This is a genomic window from Vreelandella songnenensis (assembly GCF_003002925.1).
Taxonomy (GTDB): Bacteria; Pseudomonadota; Gammaproteobacteria; order Pseudomonadales; family Halomonadaceae; genus Vreelandella; species Vreelandella songnenensis.
Map to the genome: position 1 here is coordinate 40,974 of NZ_PVTK01000002.1, position 22,677 is coordinate 63,650.

General features: G+C 62.2%; 20 protein-coding genes. 9 read left to right on the forward strand and 11 right to left on the reverse strand.

The features are described 5' to 3' along the window. Both B0H98_RS04735 and B0H98_RS04740 read left to right on the forward strand, forming a co-directional pair. Positions 1 to 1,257, forward strand: coding sequence for a 2-oxo acid dehydrogenase subunit E2 (locus tag B0H98_RS04735; protein WP_106373926.1), 1,257 nt, complete (start codon positions 1 to 3; stop codon positions 1,255 to 1,257). A gap of 5 nt (positions 1,258 to 1,262) precedes the next feature. Further along, positions 1,263 to 3,122, forward strand: a complete 1,860-nt coding sequence (locus tag B0H98_RS04740) for a protein kinase domain-containing protein (RefSeq protein ID WP_106373927.1) — start codon at positions 1,263 to 1,265, stop codon at positions 3,120 to 3,122. A gap of 9 nt (positions 3,123 to 3,131) precedes the next feature. Here the strand turns inward: B0H98_RS04740 and B0H98_RS04745 are convergent, their stop codons facing one another. The 7 genes from B0H98_RS04745 to B0H98_RS04775 form a co-directional block, all read right to left on the reverse strand. Beyond that, positions 3,132 to 3,770, reverse strand: a complete 639-nt coding sequence (locus B0H98_RS04745) for an ABC-type transport auxiliary lipoprotein family protein (protein WP_106373928.1) — start codon at positions 3,768 to 3,770, stop codon at positions 3,132 to 3,134. Then, positions 3,767 to 4,708 (reverse strand): MlaD family protein, encoded by a 942-nt coding sequence (locus B0H98_RS04750; RefSeq protein WP_106373929.1) that lies wholly within the window; start codon positions 4,706 to 4,708, stop codon positions 3,767 to 3,769. Before B0H98_RS04750 ends, B0H98_RS04745 begins: the two co-directional genes overlap by 4 nt. A gap of 3 nt (positions 4,709 to 4,711) precedes the next feature. Continuing rightward, positions 4,712 to 5,554 (reverse strand): ABC transporter ATP-binding protein, encoded by an 843-nt coding sequence (locus B0H98_RS04755; RefSeq protein ID WP_479715053.1) that lies wholly within the window; start codon positions 5,552 to 5,554, stop codon positions 4,712 to 4,714. Next, positions 5,548 to 6,660 carry an MlaE family ABC transporter permease gene (locus B0H98_RS04760; protein ID WP_106373930.1) on the reverse strand — a complete coding sequence of 371 codons (1,113 nt, stop codon included), beginning with the start codon at positions 6,658 to 6,660 and terminating at the stop codon, positions 5,548 to 5,550. The genes B0H98_RS04755 and B0H98_RS04760 overlap by 7 nt, the downstream gene beginning before the upstream one ends. An 80-nt stretch (positions 6,661 to 6,740) precedes the next feature. Further along, positions 6,741 to 7,562: an IclR family transcriptional regulator gene (locus B0H98_RS04765; protein WP_106373931.1), complete on the reverse strand. Its 822-nt coding sequence runs from the start codon at positions 7,560 to 7,562 to the stop codon at positions 6,741 to 6,743. A gap of 98 nt (positions 7,563 to 7,660) precedes the next feature. After that, a complete protein-coding gene (locus B0H98_RS04770; protein WP_106373932.1) occupies positions 7,661 to 8,869 on the reverse strand; it encodes a 3-oxoadipyl-CoA thiolase in 1,209 nt (402 codons plus the stop codon). Between the two features lie 19 nt (positions 8,870 to 8,888). Next, on the reverse strand, positions 8,889 to 10,412 hold the full coding sequence (locus B0H98_RS04775; RefSeq protein WP_106373933.1) for a 3-hydroxyacyl-CoA dehydrogenase: 1,524 nt from the start codon (positions 10,410 to 10,412) through the stop codon (positions 8,889 to 8,891). A 191-nt stretch (positions 10,413 to 10,603) separates the two neighbouring features. Here B0H98_RS04775 and B0H98_RS04780 point away from each other — a divergent pair, with 191 nt between their 5' ends. The 7 genes from B0H98_RS04780 (at position 10,604) to B0H98_RS04810 (ending at position 18,157) form a co-directional block, all read left to right on the forward strand. Then, positions 10,604 to 11,755: an acyl-CoA dehydrogenase family protein gene (locus B0H98_RS04780; RefSeq protein ID WP_106373934.1), complete on the forward strand. Its 1,152-nt coding sequence runs from the start codon at positions 10,604 to 10,606 to the stop codon at positions 11,753 to 11,755. Continuing rightward, positions 11,755 to 13,353 (forward strand): class I adenylate-forming enzyme family protein, encoded by a 1,599-nt coding sequence (locus B0H98_RS04785; RefSeq protein WP_106373935.1) that lies wholly within the window; start codon positions 11,755 to 11,757, stop codon positions 13,351 to 13,353. The genes B0H98_RS04780 and B0H98_RS04785 overlap by 1 nt, the downstream gene beginning before the upstream one ends. Continuing rightward, positions 13,353 to 13,823 (forward strand): PaaI family thioesterase, encoded by a 471-nt coding sequence (locus B0H98_RS04790; RefSeq protein WP_106373936.1) that lies wholly within the window; start codon positions 13,353 to 13,355, stop codon positions 13,821 to 13,823. The genes B0H98_RS04785 and B0H98_RS04790 overlap by 1 nt, the downstream gene beginning before the upstream one ends. Continuing rightward, a complete protein-coding gene (locus B0H98_RS04795; RefSeq protein ID WP_106373937.1) occupies positions 13,820 to 15,208 on the forward strand; it encodes a hypothetical protein in 1,389 nt (462 codons plus the stop codon). Before B0H98_RS04790 ends, B0H98_RS04795 begins: the two co-directional genes overlap by 4 nt. 192 nt (positions 15,209 to 15,400) lie before the next feature. Further along, complete coding sequence (locus B0H98_RS04800) at positions 15,401 to 16,150, forward strand: electron transfer flavoprotein subunit beta/FixA family protein (protein WP_106373938.1); 750 nt, start codon at positions 15,401 to 15,403, stop codon at positions 16,148 to 16,150. Between the two features lie 48 nt (positions 16,151 to 16,198). After that, positions 16,199 to 17,125 carry an electron transfer flavoprotein subunit alpha/FixB family protein gene (locus B0H98_RS04805; RefSeq protein ID WP_106373939.1) on the forward strand — a complete coding sequence of 309 codons (927 nt, stop codon included), beginning with the start codon at positions 16,199 to 16,201 and terminating at the stop codon, positions 17,123 to 17,125. 72 nt (positions 17,126 to 17,197) lie between these two features. After that, positions 17,198 to 18,157, forward strand: a complete 960-nt coding sequence (locus B0H98_RS04810) for an NAD(P)H-dependent flavin oxidoreductase (RefSeq protein ID WP_106373940.1) — start codon at positions 17,198 to 17,200, stop codon at positions 18,155 to 18,157. Here B0H98_RS04810 and B0H98_RS04815 read toward each other — a convergent pair. From B0H98_RS04815 to B0H98_RS04830, 4 genes are read right to left on the reverse strand one after another with little or no spacing between them, the layout of a single operon-like run. Then, positions 18,139 to 18,918 carry an enoyl-CoA hydratase/isomerase family protein gene (locus tag B0H98_RS04815; protein ID WP_106373941.1) on the reverse strand — a complete coding sequence of 260 codons (780 nt, stop codon included), beginning with the start codon at positions 18,916 to 18,918 and terminating at the stop codon, positions 18,139 to 18,141. The genes B0H98_RS04810 and B0H98_RS04815 overlap by 19 nt on opposite strands. A gap of 10 nt (positions 18,919 to 18,928) precedes the next feature. Next, positions 18,929 to 20,047 (reverse strand): acyl-CoA dehydrogenase family protein, encoded by a 1,119-nt coding sequence (locus B0H98_RS04820; protein WP_106373942.1) that lies wholly within the window; start codon positions 20,045 to 20,047, stop codon positions 18,929 to 18,931. Between the two features lie 9 nt (positions 20,048 to 20,056). Further along, on the reverse strand, positions 20,057 to 21,250 hold the full coding sequence (locus B0H98_RS04825; protein ID WP_106373943.1) for an acyl-CoA dehydrogenase family protein: 1,194 nt from the start codon (positions 21,248 to 21,250) through the stop codon (positions 20,057 to 20,059). Positions 21,251 to 21,252: 2 nt separating this feature from the next. After that, on the reverse strand, positions 21,253 to 22,659 hold the full coding sequence (locus B0H98_RS04830; RefSeq protein ID WP_106373944.1) for an enoyl-CoA hydratase/isomerase family protein: 1,407 nt from the start codon (positions 22,657 to 22,659) through the stop codon (positions 21,253 to 21,255). Positions 22,660 to 22,677 lie beyond the last annotated feature (18 nt).

A 22,677-nucleotide genomic window follows, 5' to 3' on the forward strand; every position in this document is an offset into this window, starting at 1 on the left:
ATGAGCGATTTCAAACTACCGGACATCGGCGAAGGCATCGTCGAGTGCGAAGTGGTCGAGTGGCGTGTGGCAGAAGGCGATACCATCGAAGAGGACCAGCCGATCGTCGAGGTGATGACTGACAAGGCCTTGGTGGAAATTACCGCTCCAGAAGCCGGCGTGGTGACAAGACTTTATGTGCCCCAGGGCAAGATTGCCAAGGTACACGCGCCACTATACGCCTACCAGGCAGAAGGTGAAGGAAGCGAAGATACGACGGATGAAGCCGTCGCTTCAAGCACTGACGCGCAAGCACCAGCAGCTGCGCTTTCCTCGCCGGTGGAAGACGCAACAACTTCTCAGCCCAGCGAGCGTACGCAGGGTAAAGTGCCGGCAAGCCCGGCCGTGCGTCGTCTGGTTCGCGAGCATGGCCTTGCACTCAATGCCATTGCGGGCAGCGGCAAGGCAGGGCGGGTGTTGAAAGAGGACGTGCTGGCCCACCTGGAGCAGGGTACGACGGCTTCTGCGTCTGGCGCGCCTGCACCTCAGGCCCGACACCCTCACGCGGATAGTGCACCGCGTATCGAACCCTTGCGAGGCGTGCGCGCGGTCATGGCCAGGCGGATGGTGGCGTCGGCAACCACCATTCCACACTTTCACTACGGTGAAGAGATCGATGTTACCGAGCTTCTGGCACTGCGCGAGCGCTTGAAGCCCCTGGCCGACGCCCAGGGCGAACGGCTCACGCTGATGCCGTTCTTCATGAAGGCGTTAGCGCTGGCCGTTGCCGAAACCCCCATTCTCAACGCTCAGCTCAATGAAGCGGGCGACGAGCTTCACTACTACCCACAGTGCAACGTGGGAATGGCGGTGGATAGTCAGGCGGGGCTTTTGGTGCCCAATGTCAAAGGGGTGGAGCGCCTGTCGCTTCTGGCGCTTGCCCGGGAAGTCGGCCGCCTGACCGCCGCCGCCCGGGAAGGGCGGGTAGATCAGGCTGATCTCAAGGGCGGCACCATCAGCATCTCGAATATCGGCGCGCTTGGCGGCACATACGCCGCCCCGATCATCAATGCGCCGGAAGCGGCCATCGTGGCCATCGGCAAGACTCAGTGGCTGCCGCGCTTTGATGCCGAGGGCGCGGTCCAGCGGCGCGCCATCATGACGATTACCTGGGCCGGCGATCACCGCTTTATCGATGGCGGGACCATCGCCCGGTTCTGCAACAGCTGGAAAGGTTTCCTGGAGGCGCCGGAAACCATGCTGCTACACCTGGCCTGACCAGTATGTCCCAGGCGCCTCTGCAGCAGTTCTATATTCCTGAAGAGCAGTCGGTCTACCTGCTGAGCCACCACGATGCGCGAAAACTGAAGGACTGGGTGGCGCTGTGCCAGGCGCAGCTCACCCAGCTGGGGTATCGAGACATCGAGCTGATCGGCAAGGGCGCCTACGGCTTCGTGTTCGCCGGAAGCGCCACAGCGCACCGCCAGGCTGACGGGGCAAACTCCCACTATGTCTTCAAGTTCTCGCGTATCACGCTGCCCACCCACCTGCAGGAGCGTCTCGAGGAGGAGGCGTTCATGCTGGATCAGGTCTCGCACCCGCGCATCCCCCAGCTGATTACCTATCAGCGCGCCCGCGGGCAGTCGATTCTGGTAATGGAGCGCGCCCCTGGCTGGAACCTCGAGCAGATATCGTTGAAACACGGGCGCCTGTCGCCCCGGCTGGTCGTGCATATTGCCCGTCAGCTCGCCGAGCTGCTCATCGCGCTGCGCCAGGAAACCGGCCCCAATGCGCGCCCCGTGGTGCATGGTGATATCAAGCCCTCCAACCTGGTCTTCGACCCGCCAACGGAATCGGTGGCGCTGATCGATTGGGGCTCTTCGGTATTTGCTCAGCTAGATGCCCGGCTGCAGTTCGTCGGCGCCAATGTGATGGAGCTGATGTCCGATAACCTGCAGCAGACCAATGCACGGCTGGGCGATGTGTACTTTATCGGCGAAGAGCAGCTCAACGGTGCGCTCTCTTCGCCGCGTTTCGATGAACAGGGCGTGGCAGGCACACTCTATGCGCTGGCCTCGGCACAGTCCTGCCGGTTTGGCCACCGGGCCATCCCGGCAAGCTCGCTTGGCCTGCCCATGGAGTTTGCCCGCACGTTGGACGGCATGCTGAGCCCCGACCCCGAGGTGCGGCGCCGTGCGGGGGACTACTTTCTCGACGCCATGCCGCGCATGGCTCGCGTCGTCATGATCGACCTGCCAGCGGCACCGCAATCGCCGCTGGTGCCGGTATGGTCACGCTCGGCCCGCCAGGAAATCGATACGGTGGTGTACAGCTCGCGCAAGGCGTTCTTGAGAGAAGCCAACGTCCAGGAAACCTTGAACGAGGTCAACGACGTGCAGCTTGACCGCTACTACAAGCAGTTCATGCAGGGCATGGGCGAAACCGAAAAGGCCTTTCTGGCCTCGGTCAGCCGGCTGGGCAAATATCCGGTGGTCGGTGGCCTGGCGGTACGCTGGGAGCGCGACGGCGTGTATATCGACTCATCGCTCAACCTGCACGACCCGGACCTGAAGCCTGCCTTCATCGAAGCCGTCAACAATATGGTGCATCTGGCCCGGGCCATTCACCGCCAGGGAGTCTTCAAGAGTTGCCTGTTCAACGCCCGGCAAACCCTGCATCTGGAGCGCGCCTCACTCGAGGATGCTTTCATTCCCGACGCCGCCATGGCCATCGGCTACGAGCTGAGCGCCATGCCCGAGCTTGAAAATCGCACCCGGCAGCATAGCTACTTCGAGGATGGACCCGACCCGGAGGAGCTGTTGATACTACCCGCGGCCATCATGCGCGGGCTACAGGCGCTCAACGACATTCACCATACCGGGATGATCATCTTCGAAGCGCTGCCCCAGCACCTCAAGATTCACACCTACTATCGCCTGCTGGACCCGGCAAAAGAGCAGGAATTTCGCGCACTTCTGGCCAGTATCCTGGCGGCCGTGTGCCAAATAGAAGGGCTTGGCGTATCCGGATTCATGAAAATGCCCTATAAGGACACGCGCTTTTTCACTCACCTTGAAAACCAGCCCGAACGCTACTATCCGCGCGACCCACGAGAGCAGGCCAGGAAAGCGAGCGTGTCCTAGTCGCGTGCTTTAATTGCGTGGTTCAACGTCGGTACGCTGCTTTGAGAGCCACGCGGTCAACTGCTCGACCAGGGTATCGCTGGCGCGCCCGAAGGCATCGACCACGGCGGGTATCTCGACGTCTGCCGCTTGGCTCGAGGTACGAAAACTCTGCGAGCCGATACTGGCGCGGGAATCGGCTTCCACCAGCTGTACATCCAGTTGAATGACCGCGCTTGGCCGGCCGTTTTCATACACGCTCTGAAAGTGGCGCAGCTCACTTAGCAGCAAAAGATCCGATGGCAAATGGTCGCTGCCTACGCTGGTATACAGGCCGCTCTGCTGAAGCCCATCGATCAGCCGTGCCTGTATGAGATCCGGCGTGTCCTCATGCCAGCGGGCGCCTTCATAGACATTCACCCGAGTGTTCTCGGGGTAGACCACGATTCGACTGCTGCTTAACAGGTAGCCCGCCTCGGGGGCGGCGATCCCCAAACGCCTTGTGGCCGATTGTCCGGCGCTCGCTTGGCTTGAGATAGTCGAAGCGGCGGCCTCGGATGCGGGCAGGCGATATAGCGTCGGCGGATCGTTTTCAGGCAGTATCGAGCAGCCCGCGCTCAGCATGAGCGCAAGCGACGTCAACGAAATGGCAAGGTGGCGTACTGTCATGGACGAAACTCCTCTACTTGATCACGGCCCAATAAAAAATCTCTGGGGCTCTCTTCCAGCTGGCGGGTAATGCGGTCAAGCGTATTGAGCGTGGAGCGCAGTGCAGACAGCGCCGGCGCAATGTCACGGGTACCCTGTAGCGTGCTTTCGACGGCGCCGGCGTTCTGCTCGATCAACTGCTCCATGCGCTGGGCGGCGCGGGCCACATCGCGGCTGGCGTCGGCGGCGCTCTGCATGACCTGCTGCCCATCTTGCTTGAGTAGCTGGTTGGCTTCGCGGCTGAGCTCGTCAATGCTTTCAAGGGTGGTGGTTGCCTGGCGCGATACGTCGCCGAACAGCGCCATGTTGTCATCCAGCGCCTGCTGCTGCGAGGCGATCATCTCGGTAATCTGCGCTACATTGGTCAGGATATTGCCCGCCTGCTCGCGGTTATCGTCGTTGAACAGCTCGTTGACGTTTTCCATGATGGCGCTGACGTTCTTGATCAGCTCTTCGCCCTCTTCGAACAGCGTGGCGATGGGGGATGGATCGGCGCTGATAAACGGCGCGTCTTCATCGGTCTGGTCGATCAGGCGCGGGCTTTCCGGCGTGCCGCCGTAGAGTTGAACCGACATGCTGCCGGTAATGCTGGCAAACGCGAGCTTGGCCCGCGTATCGATCTTGACCGGGGCATCCTCCACCACACGAATTCTGGCGATGACCTGGCGAGGGTCAGCAGGGTTGAGGGTAAGCTCGGTGACATCGCCCACCTCGATACCGTTGTACTGAACCGTGCTGCCTTCCGAGAGACCGCTGACGCTGCGTTCGAACAGAATACGATAGGCTTGATAATCGCGCTGGCCGGCGGCCTGGCTCATCCAGAGCGCAAACAGCAGGGCGGCCACAGCGGTAATGACCGTAAACAGGCCGATTAAAACGTGATGAGCGCGCGTTTCCATGTGCTACTCACTCCTTGTCTGAGGCGTTGAAGAGGTGGCGGACTGTTCCGCCGCCCGGCCGCGGGGGCCGTGAAAGTAATCCCGAATCCACTCGTCGTCGGTGTCGGCCACCTTGTCGATGGTATCTACCACCAGCACGCGCTTTTGCGAAAGCACCGCGACGCGATCGCAGGCGGCGTACAGCGTATCCAGGTCGTGGGTCACCAGAAACACGCTAAAGCCCAGTGCATCGCGCAGAGTCACCAGCAACTGGTCGAAGGCGGCCGCACCGATCGGATCAAGGCCCGCCGTGGGTTCGTCAAGAAACAGGATGTCCGGGTCGAGTGCCAGCGCGCGGGCGAGGGCGGCACGCTTGATCATCCCGCCAGAAAGCGACTCCGGATACTGCAAGGCCGCTTCCGGCTCCAGGCCGACCAGCGAAAGCTTCACCCGGGCGATGCGCTCGGCATCCTCTCTTTCAAGTTTGGCGTGCTCGATCAGCGGCAGCGCCACGTTTTCCTGAAGGTTGAGCGAGCTGAACAGCGCCCCTTGCTGAAACAGAACGCCAAAGCGGCGCTCGATCTGGCTGCGCTCTTTATCGTCCAGTGCACTCAAGTTGTTGCCCAGCACCTCGATCTGACCCGCATCGGGGCGCTTGAGTCCCACGATGCTGCGCAGCAGTACCGATTTACCGGTGCCAGAGCCGCCCACCACACCGAGTATTTCACCGCTCAACAGGTCAAGATCCAGCGATTCATGCACGACATGATCGCCAAAGCGGTTTTCCAGGTCACGCACCTTGATGGCCGGTGCCGATGAGTCGTCGTCGGTTGCCGGGCTGTTTGGGGGATGTTGTGTACTCACCAGCCCATCTCCATGAAAAAGAGTGCCGCCAGCGCATCGATCAGGATCACCATGAAAATGGATTGCACCACGCTTGACGTGGTGTGTGCCCCTACTGACTGGGCGCTGCCGCTGACCTTGAAGCCTTCCAGACAGCCGATAACGGCAATGACGAAAGCGAATACCGGCGCCTTGCTCAAGCCCACCAGAAAGTGCACCACCGAGACATCTTTTTGCAGGGTGGTCATGAATTGACCAACAGAAATATCCAGCGATAGTACGGCGACCAGCGCGCCGCCCACCAGGCCGCTGAGCATACCGATAAACGCCAGCAGCGGCAGGCTGACCAGCAGCGCCATTACTCGGGGAAGTACCAGAAGCTCTATGGGGTCGAGCCCCTGAGCCTTTAAAGCGTCGATCTCTTCGTTGGACTTCATTGCCCCCAGTTGCGCGGTGAAGGCGCTGGCCGTACGTCCTGCCAGCAGAATGGCCGCCAGCAGAACACCGAATTCACGAAGAAACGAAAAGGCCACGAGATCGATGGTATAAACGGTGGCACCAAAGTCTTCCAGCACGGTGGCGCCCAGAAAGGCCACCACCGCACCGACCATGAAGGTCAGCAGTATGACGATAGGTACCGCGTTAAGGCCGCTTTGCTGGATGTGCGCTACCGTGGCGGTCAAACGCCAGTGGCGCGGTTTGAACAGGGTCTGCGAAAAGGTGGCAAGCACCAGACCGATAAAGGCCAACAGCTGGCGCTGCTGAGACCAGAGGCCTGCCATGTACTCGCCGATATCCGCCAGCTTGTCAGTGAGACGCCGGGTACGCTGCTTCTCGACATCCAAGGGTGCGTCCATGGCCTCGGCAATGCGCAGCAGCAGCGCCTGCTGCTCCTTGGATAGCTCGCTTGCCCAGTCATCGACCGTCTGCGCGTTTTCAAGCCCAATGATATCGATGACCAGCATGGCGCCGGCAGTATCCAGGCGCTCGATATCCACCAGCGAGATAGTCTCTGCCTGGGTTTCAAGATAGGGCTTCACCGCGTCTTTCAACTGCGGGAAGTGGGCAAGCGTCCACTCGCCCTGTAGTACTAGTTTGTCATCCTGGCGTGTAATCCATTCGCTCGGCATCCCTGCTCCTATACGCCTGTTCCTCGATTAGTCTCTATGATGCATTCAAACAAGCGTTAGGGAAAGGCTGCCGTGGCGAGTTAGCCGATCAATCGACTCCTTGGCGCCAACTCCTGCTTGATCTGAGAGGCGACCTCCTTGAGCCGGGGGCCCAGGCTATTGACCAGCCGGTCATGGTCCAGGCGCAGGCTGGAACCGCCACAGTTGATCGCCATGATTTCTGCGCCATCTTCAAGAATCAGGGGCATGGCAACGGCGCTGATGTCACGCTGCCAATCCTGTTCAGAGAAGCAGAAGCCATGCTTGGCATAATCCTCCATGCTGCGCTGGATACCCTTTTCCAGAGCAGGCCAGTCGCTGCCATGAAACGCTGCCAGCTCCTGAAGCACCTGCTGGCGCCGGGGAGCGGGTAGACCGCACAGCCAGGCACGGCCGATGGCGGACGTGGCGATGGGCAACCGTGAGCCGACATCCAGGCGAATTATCAAGGGGCCGCTGCCGTGGCAGGTTTCCAGATACACCATGTCGTGACGGTCCGCACCGCCCAGGCTGACGTTGCAGTCGGTGGAGTCGGCAAACGTCTGCAGATGCGGCCGGGCCACCTCACGAATCCCCATGTTGGCCAGGAAACGATAGCCAAGCGCCAGCACGCCCGGGCCAAGACGGTATTTTTCCAGGTGGGTATTGTGCTGAAGATACCCCAGCTGGGTCAGTGTGTAGGTCAGCCTGGAAACCGTGGGGCGGGGAATGCTCGTGCGTTTGGAAAGCTCGGCGTTGCCCAGATACTCTTCACCCGTGCCAAAGGCGCGCAACAGCTCAAGACCGCGCGCAAGCGCGGTCACGAAGTTACGATCTTTTCCGGGTAGTTGCGAATCATCGGCTTCAGTGTCGATGGGGTGCATTCAATCTTCCAACAAGAGGTGACTTATAGCGCCCATTATCGCATACCTGTTTCAGGGCAGCTGTTTTCGCCTTCAACGAACAACACCGTGTACAGGCGTTAGCTGTCCAGGCGCTCGATGATCGTCGCAATGCCTTGCCCAACGCCAATGCACATGGTGACCAGCGCATAGCGCCCGCCGGTGGCTTCCAGTTGCCGAAGCGCCGTGAGCGCCAGGCGAGCCCCGGATGCACCCAGCGGATGGCCGATGGCAATGGCGCCACCGTTGGCATTCAACCGGCTGTCGTCGGATGAAAGGCCAAGCTGCTGCACGCAGCCCAGCACCTGAACCGCAAACGCTTCGTTGATCTCGATCACGTCCATCTGGTCAAGCGTAAGGCCCGCACGTGCCAACGCTTTCTTCGAGGCGGGTACCGGGCCCAGCCCCATGACACGCGGGGCTACGCCTGCGACGGCACTTGCCACAATGCGCCCCCGCGGGGTGAGGCCAACCTTATCGCCAGCGGCCTTGCTCCCCACGATCAGCGCCGCGGCGCCGTCGTTCAGGCCCGAAGCGTTACCGGCGGTCACCACGCCGCCCTCGAACAGCGCGCCCAGCTTGGCAAGCTTGTCTTCGGTACTTTGAGGGCGCGGGTGCTCATCCTTATCCACCAGCAGCGGCGGCTGCTTGCGCCCCTGTGGGACTTCGACGCCGACTATTTCGCCCTCAAAAAAGCCGCCGGCCAGCGCTTTCGCGTAGCGGGCCTGGGAGCGCGCGGCAAAGGCGTCGCTTGCTTCGCGGCCGATGTTCAGATCATGGGCTATGTTGTCAGCGGTTTCCGGCATGCTGTGGCTGCCGAACTCCTGGGCAATCCAGGGGTTGGGAAAGCGCGAGCCGATGACGGTATCGAACATGGGTTGGTGGCGGGCGTAGGGCGACTCTGCCTTGCCCAGCACGAAAGGCGCCCGGGACATGGATTCCACGCCGCCGGCCAGAAACAGCTCGCCCTCATCCAGGCGCGCGGCGCGGGCGGCATCCATCATGGCCGAAAGGCCGCTGCCGCACAGGCGGTTGACGGTCTGCGCGGCCACATCGATGGGCAGCCCGGCCAGCAGACTAGCGTGGCGGGCCACGTTGCGCGAATCTTCACCGGCCTGGTTGGTACAGCCGGCCAGCACTTCTTCATAGCTTTCCAGGGCAAACGGGTTGCGCCCTACCAGCGCTTTGAGCGTCAGGCCCAGAAGCTCATCCGGGCGAATGGCGGCAAGGCTGCCGCCATGGCGGCCAAAGGGCGTGCGAATACCGTCATAAATGTAGGCGTCTTGCATGTAAGGCTCCTTGTTGTCATCAAGCCGCTGTCAGTGACATCGAAAGCTCGGCACGGCGGCGTAGCCAGGGGCTTGGGCGGTAGCGCGGGTCGCCGGTCGCCTCAAGCAGGTTGTTCAAGATCGTCATGATGCGCGCCGCCCCGTAGTGGTCACCCATTTTCAGCGGCCCAAAGGGGTAGCCCAGGCCAAGCTCCACGGCGCGGTCGAGGGTGGCGGGGTCGGCCACGCCTTGCTGGGCGATCTCGGCGCCCACATTGACGATACACGCGGTAATGCGCTGCAAAACGAAGCCGTTGCTGTCCGAAAGGGTGCTTACCGGCGTGCCGTCGTGGTGGAGCAGGTGTGCGGCGGCTTGCACGTATTCAGGTTGAGTGATGGGTGTGCCCATCAAGCTGCGGCGCTTCTCGAGCCCGGCGAGCATGTCCACGGCGACGCACCGCCTGGCGTCGAGGCCCTGACGCAGGGCGCAGCCGGTGGCATCTTCGCCAAAGGGCGTCAGCAGGCAAAGCGCTTGGGCAGAGGGTGTGTCATCACTTTCCAGCGCCCAGCCAGCACTTTCGAGGAGTTCGGCGAGCAGCTTCGCGCTTTGCGGGTCGTCTTGGCTGATCCACACCGGGCAGGCTGACACCGAGGCAATTTCAGGCTCGTCCGGCATCTGCTGCTGGCCATCCACGTAGCGGTAGAAGCCCTCGCCGGTCTTGCGGCCCAGCAGGTTGGCGCTCAAACGCTGGCGCGTGAGCGGAGAGGGGCGAAAGCGCGGTTCCTCGTAAAACTGGTGGTAGATGGACTCCATCACCGCATGGGAGACATCCAGCCCGGTCAGATCCAGCAGCGTGAATGGCCCCATGCGAAACCCGCCCTGATCCACCATGATGCGGTCGATGGTGGCCGGGTCGGCCACGCTTTCGCCCAGAATACGCAGTGCTTCGGTGCCAAAGGCACGCCCGGCGTGGTTGACCAGAAACCCCGGGGTATCGGTGGTCAGGGCCGTAAAGTGGCCCATGGCCTCACCGAGTGCAGTAACGCGTCGGGTAACATCGCTGTGCGTGCGCAGGCCGGGAATGACCTCGACGATTTTCATCAGCGGTACGGGGTTGAAGAAGTGAAAGCCGATCACGCGTTCCGGATGCTGGCAGGCTGCGGCAATCGCCGTGACCGAAAGCGACGAGGTGTTGGTGGCAAGCACTGCCTGCGCGCTCACGATGCCTTCCAGTTCGCTGAAAAGCCCCTGCTTGGCCTCAAGCTTTTCCACGATGGCCTCAACGACGATATCGCAATCGGCAAGCTCGGTCAGGGCATTGGCTTCGCGTAATTGCTTGCTGTATTGCTGAGCGTTTTCAACGGTGATGCGCTGCTTTTCCGCGCTTCGCTGCCACAAGCCTTCTATAAAGGCTTTCGCCTCTTTGACAGCACCCTGCTGGACATCGAAGAGAACGACGTCAAGCCCTGCCTGAGCGGCAAGCTGAGCGATACCCCGGCCCATGGCGCCGGTACCTACAATGCCGAGTGTGGTAAAGGAAGAGGGGGTCGATTCAAACGCCATACGCTGGATCCTCGCGGCCATTAATGTCTTTTATACGTTATGGTTTTGCATTGCAAAATGGTATTCCGATTATTGACTGCCATCCTAGGCTATGCAAAAGTGCCTGACAAGCAATGTGGACGCTGATTTCGCAAAGCGAAACATAGCGGTTCGCAACCCATTATAACCATTCCTTGCCGCCAGGAGCCGCCATGATTCGTGACCCCGAACTGATCAGCCAGCTAGTCGATACCATTGCCCGTTTCGTTCGCGAGCGCCTGATTCCCAACGAGGCGCGCCTTGCCGAAGAGGACGCGGTGCCGCCGGAGATTCTCGCCGAGATGAAAGAGATGGGCCTTTTCGGACTCTCGATTCCCGAAGAGTACGGCGGCCTTGGCCTGACCATGGAAGAAGAAGCGCTGGTGGCCATGGAGATCGGCAAGACCTCGCCGGCGTTTCGCTCGGTATTTGGCACCAATAATGGTATCGGCGCTCAGGGCATTCTGATTGACGGCACCGAGGAGCAGAAAGCCAAGTACGTACCGCGCCTGGCGACTGGCGAGATCTTGAGCTCGTTCTGCCTGACCGAGCCCGACTCCGGCTCCGACGCGGCCAGCCTGCGTACCACCGCGGTGCGCGATGGCGACCACTACATCCTGAACGGCACCAAGCGCTACATCACCAACGGGCCTGAAGCCGACCTCTATACCGTCATGGCGCGTACCGATCCGGATAATAAAGGCGCTGGCGGTATCTCCGCATTTATCGTGGAAGGCGACACGCCGGGGCTTCATCGTGGCCCGGCGGATAACAAGATGGGCCAGAAGGGGGCGCATACCTGCGACATCATTTTCGAGAACTGCCGAGTGCCGGCCGAGAACATCATTGGCGGCAAGGAGGGGCAGGGCTTCAAGACCGCCATGAAGGTACTCGACCGCGGCCGGCTGCATATCTCGGCAGTATGCGTGGGGGTGGCCGAGCGTCTGGTGGAGGAGTCGCTGCGCTATACCATGGAGCGCAAGCAGTTTGGCGCGGCTCTGGCCGAGCACCAGCTGATTCAGGCCATGCTCGCCGACAGCAAGACCGAAGCCTACGCCGGCAAGACCATGGTGATGGATGCCGCAAGGCGCAAGGATGCCGGCGAAAACGTCTCGACGCTGGCCTCCTGCTGCAAGCTCTTCTGCGCCGAGATGGTGGGCCGAGTGGCAGACCGTGCGGTGCAGGTGCACGGCGGGGCGGGCTACATGTCCGAATATGCTGTCGAGCGTTTCTACCGCGACGTGCGCCTGTTCCGTATCTATGAAGGCACCACACAGATTCAGCAGATCGTGATTGCCCGGAACATGGTGCGGGAGGCGTCCTGATGGCCCTGTCGGTTACCTACCAGGCGCCGGATGAAGCGATCTTCGGGCACCTGGCCAGTGAACTCATCGCCCAGTTGCCCGAACGGCTAAGCACCCGGGTGCTGGAGAACGCTCAGCGCCTGGCTGATCAACCCGCCCTCGTCGACGGTAACGTGCGCTGGAGTTACGCAGAGCTTGGTCAGGAGATATGCGCCGCTTGCGATTGGCTGCGGGGAATGGATATTCGTCCCGGCGACCGGATAATGACGGTGAGCGAAAACTGCCGCGCCCTGGTGGTCCTGCTGCTGGCGGCCAGCGAAATGGATGTCTGGGTGGCGATCGTCAATTCGCGCCTCTCCGCGCAGGAAGTCGACCTGATTCAAGGTAACTGCCTGCCCCGGCGGGTGTTCTATACCTGTGATGCCTCGCCGGAAGCGTGTGCGCACGCCGAGCGTCATGGGGCGGGCCGCTACCAGCACCCTCAGCTGGGCGGGCTGGCCATTTCGCCTCTGTATGAAACCGACTCTGAGCCGGTATACGCAAGCGGTGCCGAGCAAGTGGCGGCGATGATCTATACCTCGGGCACCACGGGCACGCCCAAGGGCGTCATGCTGACTCACCGTGGCATCCTGTACATTGCTTCGATTTCCGGCGGCATGCGCCACTTGAGCGAGGGCCAGCGGGTATACGGCGTGCTGCCGATGTCGCACGTGTTCGGGCTCTCCTCGGTGTGCATGGGCTCGCTGTACAACGGCGCCTGCCTTTATACCGTACCGCGCTTTGACGCCGCCCATCTGCTGGCCGCCCTCAAGGATGAACGCATCACCGTGCTTCAAGGTGTGCCGGCCATGTACGCTCGTGCGCTTGAGTTCGTGAAACGCGAACGGCGCGCGCTGGAGGCACCGGAGCTTATCTATATTTCCGCTGGCGGCTCACCCCTGGACAGCGATACCAAGACCCGCGTGGAGGCGACGTTCGGATTGACCCTGCACAATGGATATGGACTTACCGAAGCCAGCCCGACCATCAGCCAGACACGTATCGATGACCGCCACACCAGCAGTACTGTAGGCCGCGTGCTGCCGCTACTCGAGTACCGCCTGGAGCCGCTTGGCGATAGCGGCACGAGCGAGCAGCCCGGTGATGAAGTGGGCGAGCTGTGGGTGCGCGGCCCCAACATCATGAAAGGCTACTTTCGCCAGCCCGAGGCCACGCGTGTCACCCTGACCGAGGATGGCTGGCTCAATACCGGTGATATCGCGCGCATCGATCACGACGACCAGCTGTATATTGTCGGGCGAAGTAAAGAGCTGATCATTCGCTCGGGATTCAATATCTATCCGCCGGATGTCGAGGCGGTGATCAACGAACACCCGGCGGTCACGCTTACCGCCGTGGTAGGCCGTCAGATTGCTGGAAACGAGGAGGTCGTGGCATTCGTGCAGTGCGAGCCCGGCGTGGAGATCGATATGTCTGAACTCAAAGCCTTTATCGCTGAGCGGCTGGCGCCTTACAAACGTCCCACGCAGATTGTGCTCATGGACGCGCTGCCTTCGACCGCCAGCGGCAAGATTCTCAAGGGGCGGCTGCGGGATCTGGCCCAGCAGGAGAGCGAGTGATGCGCTTGACCGATGAGACACAAACCGGCGATCAGACCGATGAGCCCGGTGGTTTCAATGACCTGCTGGGCTTTTACGTGGTCGAGTGGAGCGAGGCGCGCGCCGTGGTCGAGCTTGCACTGGACGAGAAGCACCTGAACCGCAGCGGCAACGTTCACGGCGGGGTGCTCGCCTCGATGCTGGACAACGCGCTGAGCCTGGCCGGGCTTTACTGCCCGGTGGCGGGTAACGCCCGGCGCGCCGTCACCCTCTCGCTCAGCACCACCTTCGTGGGCCCGGCCAGGCACGGCGTACTGCGTGCAACCGGCGTGTTGCGCGGCGGTGGGCGCAAGATCTTCATGGCAAGCGCGGATATCGTCGACTCCCAAGGCAATCTTGTCGCCATGGGTGAAGGCTCGTTCAAGCGCCGCCCGGGCAGCGAATCTCCTGAGGGGTTGCCCATTGCGCAGCTGCGGGCGCTTCGCGAGTGACCCTGGCCCGCCTGCGGGTTTCGCTACTGCTGCTGGTCACGAGTGCTACGCTGATCCACCTGGTCGTCGGCAGTGGTGTCGCCCAAGGCATCGGCATTGCCGCGCTCGCAGGCTACCTGGCTACCCTGGCCGGGCAGCTAAGCCGTATGGCCTGGGGGCTGCTGATAGCCGCCGGGCTTTTGACACTGCTCGCGCTCTGGCGCTCGCCCGCCCCTGGGCAGCTGCTGTTTGAGGCCGGTGGCCGATTTGCCTTCTTCGCCACTTTTGTAGTGGCGCTTAGCATGCTGCGCCTGCCGGCCTATCGCTCGCGCCTGGTGCGCCGCTGCGGGCAGAGCATGCTGCTGCAACTTCCCAGCCGCCGCTATCCGATTCTATCCCTCGGCTCGGCGCTGTTCGGGATTATCCTCAACATCGGCGTGCTCAACCTGTTTGCCGCCATGATCGAGAAAAGCAATACGCTTGAGGCGGCCCAAGGGCGCACCTGGGTGCGCGAGGCGCGCCGCCGCCGCATGATGCTGGCCCTGTTACGAGGTTTTGCCCTCGCGCCGCTGATTTCCCCCATGGGTATTGGGGTAGCCGTCGTGCTGTCGAGTCTGCCCCAGATCACCTGGTGGGAACTCGCGCCGTTTATTCTGGGCGCGGCTGGGCTGATTTTCGCGGTGGGCTGGGCAGTTGATTTCGTTACCGGGCCGCATCCTCCTGCCAATCGTGTTCAGCTCGCGTCACCTTCGCTGCGCCCGCTTGGGCAGTTCGCCATGCTGCTGATAGGGATTGTGGCTCTCGTCTTCTCGATTGCGTGGCTTCTGACGCTACGCCTGCCGATTGCTGCGCTGCTCGGCGCACCCTCCGCGGCGCTGATCTGGCTTGCCTGGCAGCGGCGCAGACTGGGTTATGCAGGCCTGCCGGCCGCTGCCTGCGCGTTGCATCGTCAGCTGCCCTGGCTGCTTTCTCCCAGTGCCAACGAAATCGTGGTGCTGGGGGCGGCGGGTTATTTGGGGCACCTGTGTGTGGGCCTGATCGATACCCAGCAGCTGGCGCCACTGCTGGCAGTACTGGATTCGCTAGGCACCTTTACCGCAGTGCTTGCCATGCTGATGGTAGTGGGGCTCGCTCAGGTGGGCGTCAACCCCATCGTTACCGTGACGTTGCTGGTGGGGTTGTTACCCACGCTACGCATTGAAGGACTTTCACCGGCCATGGTGGGTGCCTCGCTGATGGTGGGCTGGGCGCTGGCGCTCATGTCTTCCCCCATGACGGCATCGATGCTGATTCTGTCGCGCTTTACCGGGGTCCGGGCGACGCTGATTGGCTATCAATGGAACGGTCGATTTCTGGCAATCGCGATTCCACTGCTGGCTGTCTGGTTCGTGTGGGCACCATTTTAACCGCCTGCCGACAGGAAGCGCTTGACCTTTGTTCGGCGTTTTTTTATTGTATTTTTACAAATTGAAATATCATTCTGCTATGCGAAATTAAACTTTGTCGATATAACCCTTTGTCCATACAAACATTATGAATACGAGCGTTACCACTGTCAGCGATATGAATACTCGTCTTGATCGCCTGGAGCATGCCTTATGAAAATTCTCGTCGCGGTAAAGCGCGTCATCGATTACAACGTCAAGATTCGCGTCAAGGCGGATCACAGCGATGTCGATCTGACCAACGTCAAGATGGCCATGAACCCCTTCTGCGAAATTGCCGTGGAAGAAGCCGTGCGTCTTAAAGAGAAGGGCACTGCCACGGAAGTGGTCGCCGTATCCATTGGCCCGAAGGCTGCTCAGGAGCAGCTGCGCACCGCGCTTGCACTCGGGGCTGACCGGGCGCTTCATATCGAAACTGACGAACGTGTCGAATCCCTGGCGGTGGCCAAGCTGCTGGCCAAGGTAGTGGAAGAAGAGCAGCCCGAGCTTGTGATCCTTGGCAAGCAGGCCATCGATACCGACAACAACCAGACCGGTCAGATGCTCGCTGCACTGGCCAATATGCCTCAGGGCACCTTTGCATCCGAAGTGGTGGTTGAAGGTGACAAGGTCAACGTGACCCGCGAGATCGACGGCGGCCTGCAGACCGTGGCGCTGACGCTGCCTGCAATCGTCACCACCGACCTGCGCCTGAACGAGCCGCGTTACGCCAAGCTTCCCGATATCATGAAGGCCAAGAAGAAGCCGCTGGAGTCCAAGGCGCCGGCGGATTACGGCGTCGAGGTGGCATCAAGAGTGAGCCTGGTGAAGGTCGAAACCCCGGCGGAGCGCAAGGGTGGGGTCAAGGTGGCCTCGGTGGATGAGCTGATCGACAAGCTCAAGAACGAAGCCAAAGTGCTTTAAACCAAGGCTGCTTCAACCACTTCCCCGTTTTGAAAAGGAGTCCATACCATGAGCATTCTGGTTCTTGCCGATCTTCATGAAGGCGAGCTTGCCGCCGCCACCGCCCACGTCGTGGCCGCCGCCCAGCAGATTGGCGGTGACATCGACGTGCTGATAGCCGGCGAAGGCGTTCAAGCTGCAGCTGACGCCGCCGCCAGGCTTGAGGGCGTCAGCCGTGTACGTCTGGCCGATCACAGCGTCTACGCCCATCAGCTCGCCGAGCCATTAAGCGCGCTGATCGTGGCGCTGGCCGACGACTACACCCATATTCTCTCCAGCGCCTCCACCACGGGGAAGAACGTGCTGCCTCGGGTTGCCGCGCTGAAGGATGTCAGTCAGATTTCCGAGGTGCTGGCCATCGACAGCGCCGATACCTTCAAGCGCCCGATCTATGCCGGCAACGCCATCGCCACGGTGAAAAGCGACGATGCGCTGAAAGTGATGACCGTGCGTACAACGGCGTTCGACGCGGTGAACGAGAGCGGCAGCGCGGCGATTGAAACTGTCGATACGGTGGTCGAAAACGCCCAGTCGCAGTTCGTCAAGGAAGAGCTTGCTCAATCCGACCGTCCGGAGCTTGGCGGCGCCAGGATCGTGATCTCCGGCGGACGCGGCATGGGCAATGGCGACAACTTCAAGCTGCTCGACGGCATTGCCGACAAGCTGGGCGCGGCGGTGGGCGCCTCCCGCGCGGCGGTGGACGCAGGCTTCGTACCCAACGACATGCAGGTGGGGCAGACCGGCAAGATCGTTGCCCCGGATCTGTATATCGCCGTGGGCATCTCCGGGGCGATTCAGCACCTGGCGGGGATGAAGGACTCCAAGGTGATCGTCGCAATCAACAAGGACGACGAGGCGCCGATCTTCCAGGTGGCAGATTACGGGCTGGTGGGCGATCTATTCGAGCTGCTGCCCGAGCTCGAGAGCAAGCTGTAAAGTGCTCGATACCAAGGCCCCGCAAGGGGCCTTTTGCTGCCTGATAGTGAACCCTCGACCCTCGAGATGCCCATGATGGATAAACTTACCGCTTCCCTGCACCTGCCGGTCATTGGCTCGCCCATGTTCATCGTCTCGGGCCCGGAGCTTGTCATTGCCCAGTGCCAGGCGGGTATCATCGGTGCGTTTCCCGCCCTCAATGCCCGCCCGGCCGAGGTGCTGCGCGAGTGGCTTGCACAGATCACCCAGCACCTGGCGCAGTACAATCAAGCGCATCCCGATGCCCCGGCAGCCCCTTTTGCGGTGAATCAGATCGTGCACCCCACCAACGACCGGCTCGAGCACGATGTGGCGCTCTGCGCCGAGTTCGAGGTGCCGCTGGTGATTACCAGCCTGCATGCGCCGAATCGGGTGGTCGAGCAGGTGCATGGCTATGGCGGGCTTGTATTTCACGATGTGACCACGCTGCGCCACGCCAGAAAGGCGGTGGATGCCGGTGTCGATGGCCTGATTCTGGTATGCCAGGGCGCCGGCGGCCATGCCGGGCGGCTGAATCCGTTTGCCTTCGTGGCCGAGGTGCGCCGGTTCTTCGACGGGCCTCTGGTGCTTGCTGGCGCCATCACCAAAGGCGAGCAGATTGCTGCGGCGCGCGCGTTGGGAGCTGATCTCGTGTATATGGGCACGCGCTTTATCGCAACCCGGGAGGCCCGCGCTCAGCCCGAATACAAGCAGATGGTGCTGGACGCGGCGGCGGCGGATATTGTCTATACCAATCTGTTTACCGGCGTACACGGCAACTATCTGCGCCAGAGCATCGAGCAGGCGGGGCTTGACCCGGACGCGCTGCCCGAAAGTGACAAGAGCGCGATGCGCTACGGCTCCGGCGGGAGCAGCAAATCAAAGGCCTGGCGGGATATCTGGGGCGCGGGTCAGGGCGTGGGCGCCATCGATACACTCGGCAGCGTGGCCGATGAAGTGGCCACGCTGAAGGCGGATTATCAAAAGGCTCTGGATCACCTGCGCCGGCTTTGACGAAACGCCGCAACGCGCGCCTTGAAATCGTCGGTGGCCTTGCATTGATCCTGAAGTTCGCCTTCCAGACGCAGGGTGTCATCCAGCGAAAGCCCGGCGGCCTCGCGCAGCGCACGCTTGGTTGCCGCCAGAGCCTTTGGTGATTGCACGACCAATTGATGGGCAAGCTCACGCGCCTGGGCCACCACCTCGTCATCTTCTACCACACGATTGGCAAGCCCCAGCGCCTGGCAGCGCTCGGCATCGATGGGCGTGGCAAGTGCTGCCATCTCGAACGCCTGGGCGTGGCCCAGCTTTCTTGCGAGATGCCAGCAGGCACCGCCGTCGGGGATCAGCCCGATATTGATGAAGGCGAGTTTCAGGTAGGCCGAGCGGCCCATGACCACCATATCGCTGGCCAGTACGTAGGAGACCCCGATGCCCGCCGCGGCACCACTGACCGCGGCGATGACCGGTTTCTCCATGGCCATCAGACTTTTCAGCGCAGGCAGGAATAGCGTTGCCAGCCGCTCGCTGGCGGGCCGGGCGTCGGCTTTCTCGAACTCGGCAAGATCGGCGCCTGCGCAGAACGCACTGCCTTCACCGCGCAGAATCACGCAGCGCACGCTGGGATCGTCAGCCACCCGCGCCAGCGCTTCATTGAGTGCCAGGGCGGTTTCCTCGTTGAGTGCATTGCGCACGTCTGGCCTGCTGATCGCCACTTCCACCACGCCGCCTTCCAGATCAGTGGTGGTGACAACGTTACCGGTTTGTGAAGTCATTTAACGCTCCTTAAGCGGCGCTGAGTCGATCACTGACGTGCTCCAGGTGATAGTCGCTATCGCCCAGGTAGTGATCGAACATTATCAGATGCCTGGCGTAGGCGGCCACATGGCACTCGTCGGTCATGCCCATGGCACCGTGCAGTTGAATCGCCTGTTCGGCGATAAAGCGCGCCGACTCGCCGCAGTACGCTTTTGCCGCGGCGACCCTGTAGTCGCGCTCATCATTTGCAAGCGTCAGGCTGGTGGCTGCCAGAATCGCCATGGAACGGGACTGCTCCAGGTGCAGATGCATATCCACCATGCGGTGCTGCAGCGCCTGAAATGTCGCCAGAGGCACCCCGAACTGCTTGCGCTCTTTCAGATACGCAAGGGTCTGGTCGCAGGCGGATTCCATGGCGCCAATGGCCTGGGCGCAGAGCGCGGCGCGGCCAATGGCAAGCGCCTCGTCGAGCGCGCTTTCCACGTCCTCGCTCAGGCAGTGCTCCTGGGCAAGCAAGACATCCTCGAGCGTAAGATCCCCGGCGGGCTGCTCGTCCATGGTCTGATAGGTAAAGCTGCGAGCGCCGTGAGTGCCCGCAGGCACCACGAACAGCCCCAGCTTGCCGCTTTCGAGCTTTGCAGTGACCAGTGTGGCGGCAGCAGCGCCCAGGTTCACGACCAGATCCTTGCGGCCGCTGAGATGCCACTGACCCTCTTTCTGACGTGCTTGGGTAGTAATGGCCTGGGCGTCATAGCGTGCGGCGATCTCCTGCCAGCCGAGCGCCAGCTGATGTTCGCCCTCCAGCAGCGGCGCGAGCCAGCGCGCGCGCTGGGCATCATCGCCGGTCAGCGCCAAGAGCGTACCCGGCAGCACCAGCCCGAACAGGTAGGGTTCCGGCACCAAGCCCCGGCCAAGCGCCTGCAGGATGATCATCAGGTCGGTGCCATCGCCGCCAAGTCCGCCGGCTTCTTCGCTGAAAGGCATGTGCAGAAGGCCGAGCTCGGCGAAGGTTTGCCACAGCGAAGAGGCGCCGGGCGAGGGCGCCTGGAGCCGCGCGCGTCGCTGTTCCGGCGAGACGCGGTCCGCCACCAGGCGGGTCAGCGTCTCTTCAAGCATGCGCTGCTCGTCGGTTAAAGCAAAATCCATGGTGTCCCCTTACATGCCGAGAATGGTTTTGGCGACGATGCCTTTTTGTATCTCGTTGGCCCCGCCGTAAATCGAAAGCTTGCGCCGGTTGAAGTACTGGGCGCTGGCTGCCGCACGTTCGGCGTAGGCCGCATCGAGCGGTTCGTCGCGATAGAGAAAGTCGGGAAAGAACGCGACGGCCGCCGGGCCAAGCGCCCGCCGGGTCAGCTCGCTGAGTTCCTGGCGAAGCTCCGAGCCACGCACCTTCAAAAGTGAGCTTTCCGCGCCCGGGGCGCCGCCGTCACGCGCGGCGGCAATCACGCGCAGATTGGTTACCTCGAGCGCCATCAGCTCGAGCTCGGCTTTCACTACACGCTGGCGAAAGCTTGGCAGTTCCAGCAAAGGCTTGCCGCGGTGCTCGACACGGCCCGCCAGCGACTTCAAATGGCGCAGCGCCTGCTTGGCATGACCCAGCCCGGCGATGCCCGTTCGCTCGTGGGTAAGCAGAAATTTGGCGCAGGTCCAGCCCTGGCCCTCTTCGCCCACGCGGTTCTCGACCGGTACGCGCACGTTATCCAGAAAGACTTCGTTGACTTCATGCGCGCCGTCGAACGTGATGATCGGGCGCACCGTGATGCCCGGCGTCTGCATGTCAATCAGCAAAAAGCTGATACCGGCCTGCTTCTTGGCGGCCGGGTCGGTGCGCACCAGGCAAAACAGCATGTTGGCGTGCTGGCCAAGGGTAGTCCAGGTCTTCTGGCCATTGACCACGTAGTGATCGCCGTCGCGTACGGCGCGGGTAGTCAGGCTGGCCAGGTCCGAGCCGGCGCCGGGCTCGGAGTAGCCCTGGCACCACCAGTCCCGGTTATCGAGAATGCGCGGCAGATAGTACGCCTGCTGCTCGGGGGTGCCGAACTTCATGATCACCGGCGCCACCATGTTTACTCCGAAGGGCACTACGGTAGGGGCGTGGGCGGCGGCGCACTCTTCATCGAAGATATGGCGCTGCACCGGACCCCAGCCCGGCCCCCCGTGCTCGACAGGCCAGTTGGCGCCGAGCCAGCCCTGCTCGCTGAGGAGGGTCTGCCAGCGCAGATGATCGTCGGCGCGCAGATGGCGCCCGAGTCGCACGCGCTCGCGGATATCGTCGGGCAAAGTATCGGTCAGGAACTGGCGGACCTCGGCACGGAAGGCCTGCTCTTCGGGACTAAAGGTAAGGTTCATGTTCAGGATTCCTTGGCAAGCGTGGCCTGGCGATGCGGTCCGCCCAGGTGGCGCGGATAGTTCAACGCTTCCACGGCCAGCAGGTCGATATCGCTTTCCCGGTAGCATTCGCCGCGCTCGACGATGCCCAGACTCGCGGCTTCCAGCGCCGTCTGGGCTTTTTCAGCGTCCCCCTGCGCGGCGGCGCTGAGCGTGCCGAGTAGGCTTTTCTGTCTGCTGGCTACCACGTTCAGGCGCAGCGCTTTTAACGTGAGCGCGACGCGCTGCTGGGCCAGGCCATCGACGCCGTGATTGACCAGCTCATGAAACGCACCGCTTTCGGCGAGTACCAGACTCAGCCCGGTATCGGATTCGCCTTGCCCGAGATGCTCGAGCGTTAAACGCACGGCGCTTGATGGGCAGCCGTCAGCCGTGGCATCGGGGGCGAGGATGCAGAGCTCGGTGTCCGCGTTCGGGGCGCCGGCAAGCTCGAGCCCGGCGCGCGGCGCGGCCGCTTGAAGCTTCTCGAACAGCGGGTGCTTGCCGATCAAGGCGAGGCGCTTGAACGGTTCGGCGTTTTCGATATCCGGCACCTGGTGGGGGCTGCGCGCGGCGAAGAACAGGTGAATAAGTCCGGCGCGCTGGGGCGACTCCATGCACGCCATGAAAAGCGCTCGTTCGCGGTCGAGACCTTCCTGAAGCGACGCTGAGGTAGTACACGCCTCGACGGCCTCGACGATGCGAAACGGCGAGAAAAGCTCGGGCGCCTCACGCTCCAGACGCGCTCTGGTCGCCGCGATAGCATCAGCATCGGGCGCTGGGGCAGGCAGCTCGCCGGTCACCCGGGGCTGGATACGCCCGGCCACGGCGTCCTGCGCCGCTGCAAGACCTGCATCCAGAGGCGTTTGTGCTGTGCTTAGCGCATTGATGATACCCGCGGCAAGCGCTTCATCGGCGTCCAGGAAGCGCCCGCTGGTGATGATATCCAATGCCAGCGACACCCCGGCCAGGCGCGGCAGGCGCTGGGTGCCACCGGCGCCGGGCAGAAGCCCCAGTTTCACCTCTGGCAGGCCCACGCGCGTGCCTTCCAGAGCAACCCGATAGTGACACCCCAGCGCCACTTCCAGCCCGCCACCCAGGGCGGTGCCGTGGAGTACGGCGATAAGTGGCTTGGGGCTGGCTTCGAGCGCGGTGATGACCTCGGGCAGTATCGGCGCCTGGGAAGGCTTGCCGAATTCGCGAATGTCCGCGCCGGCAATAAAGGTACGCCCGCTTGCCAGCAGCACCAGTGCCTGGGTTTGAGGGTCGGCAATGCCCTCATCAAGCGCGTCGATCAAGCCGCTGCGCACGGTATGGCTCAGCGCATTGACGGGCGGGTTGTCGATTTCGATGATGCCGATATCGCCGTGGCGCTGATACGAGACGGTCATGGCTTACTCGCTCTGTTT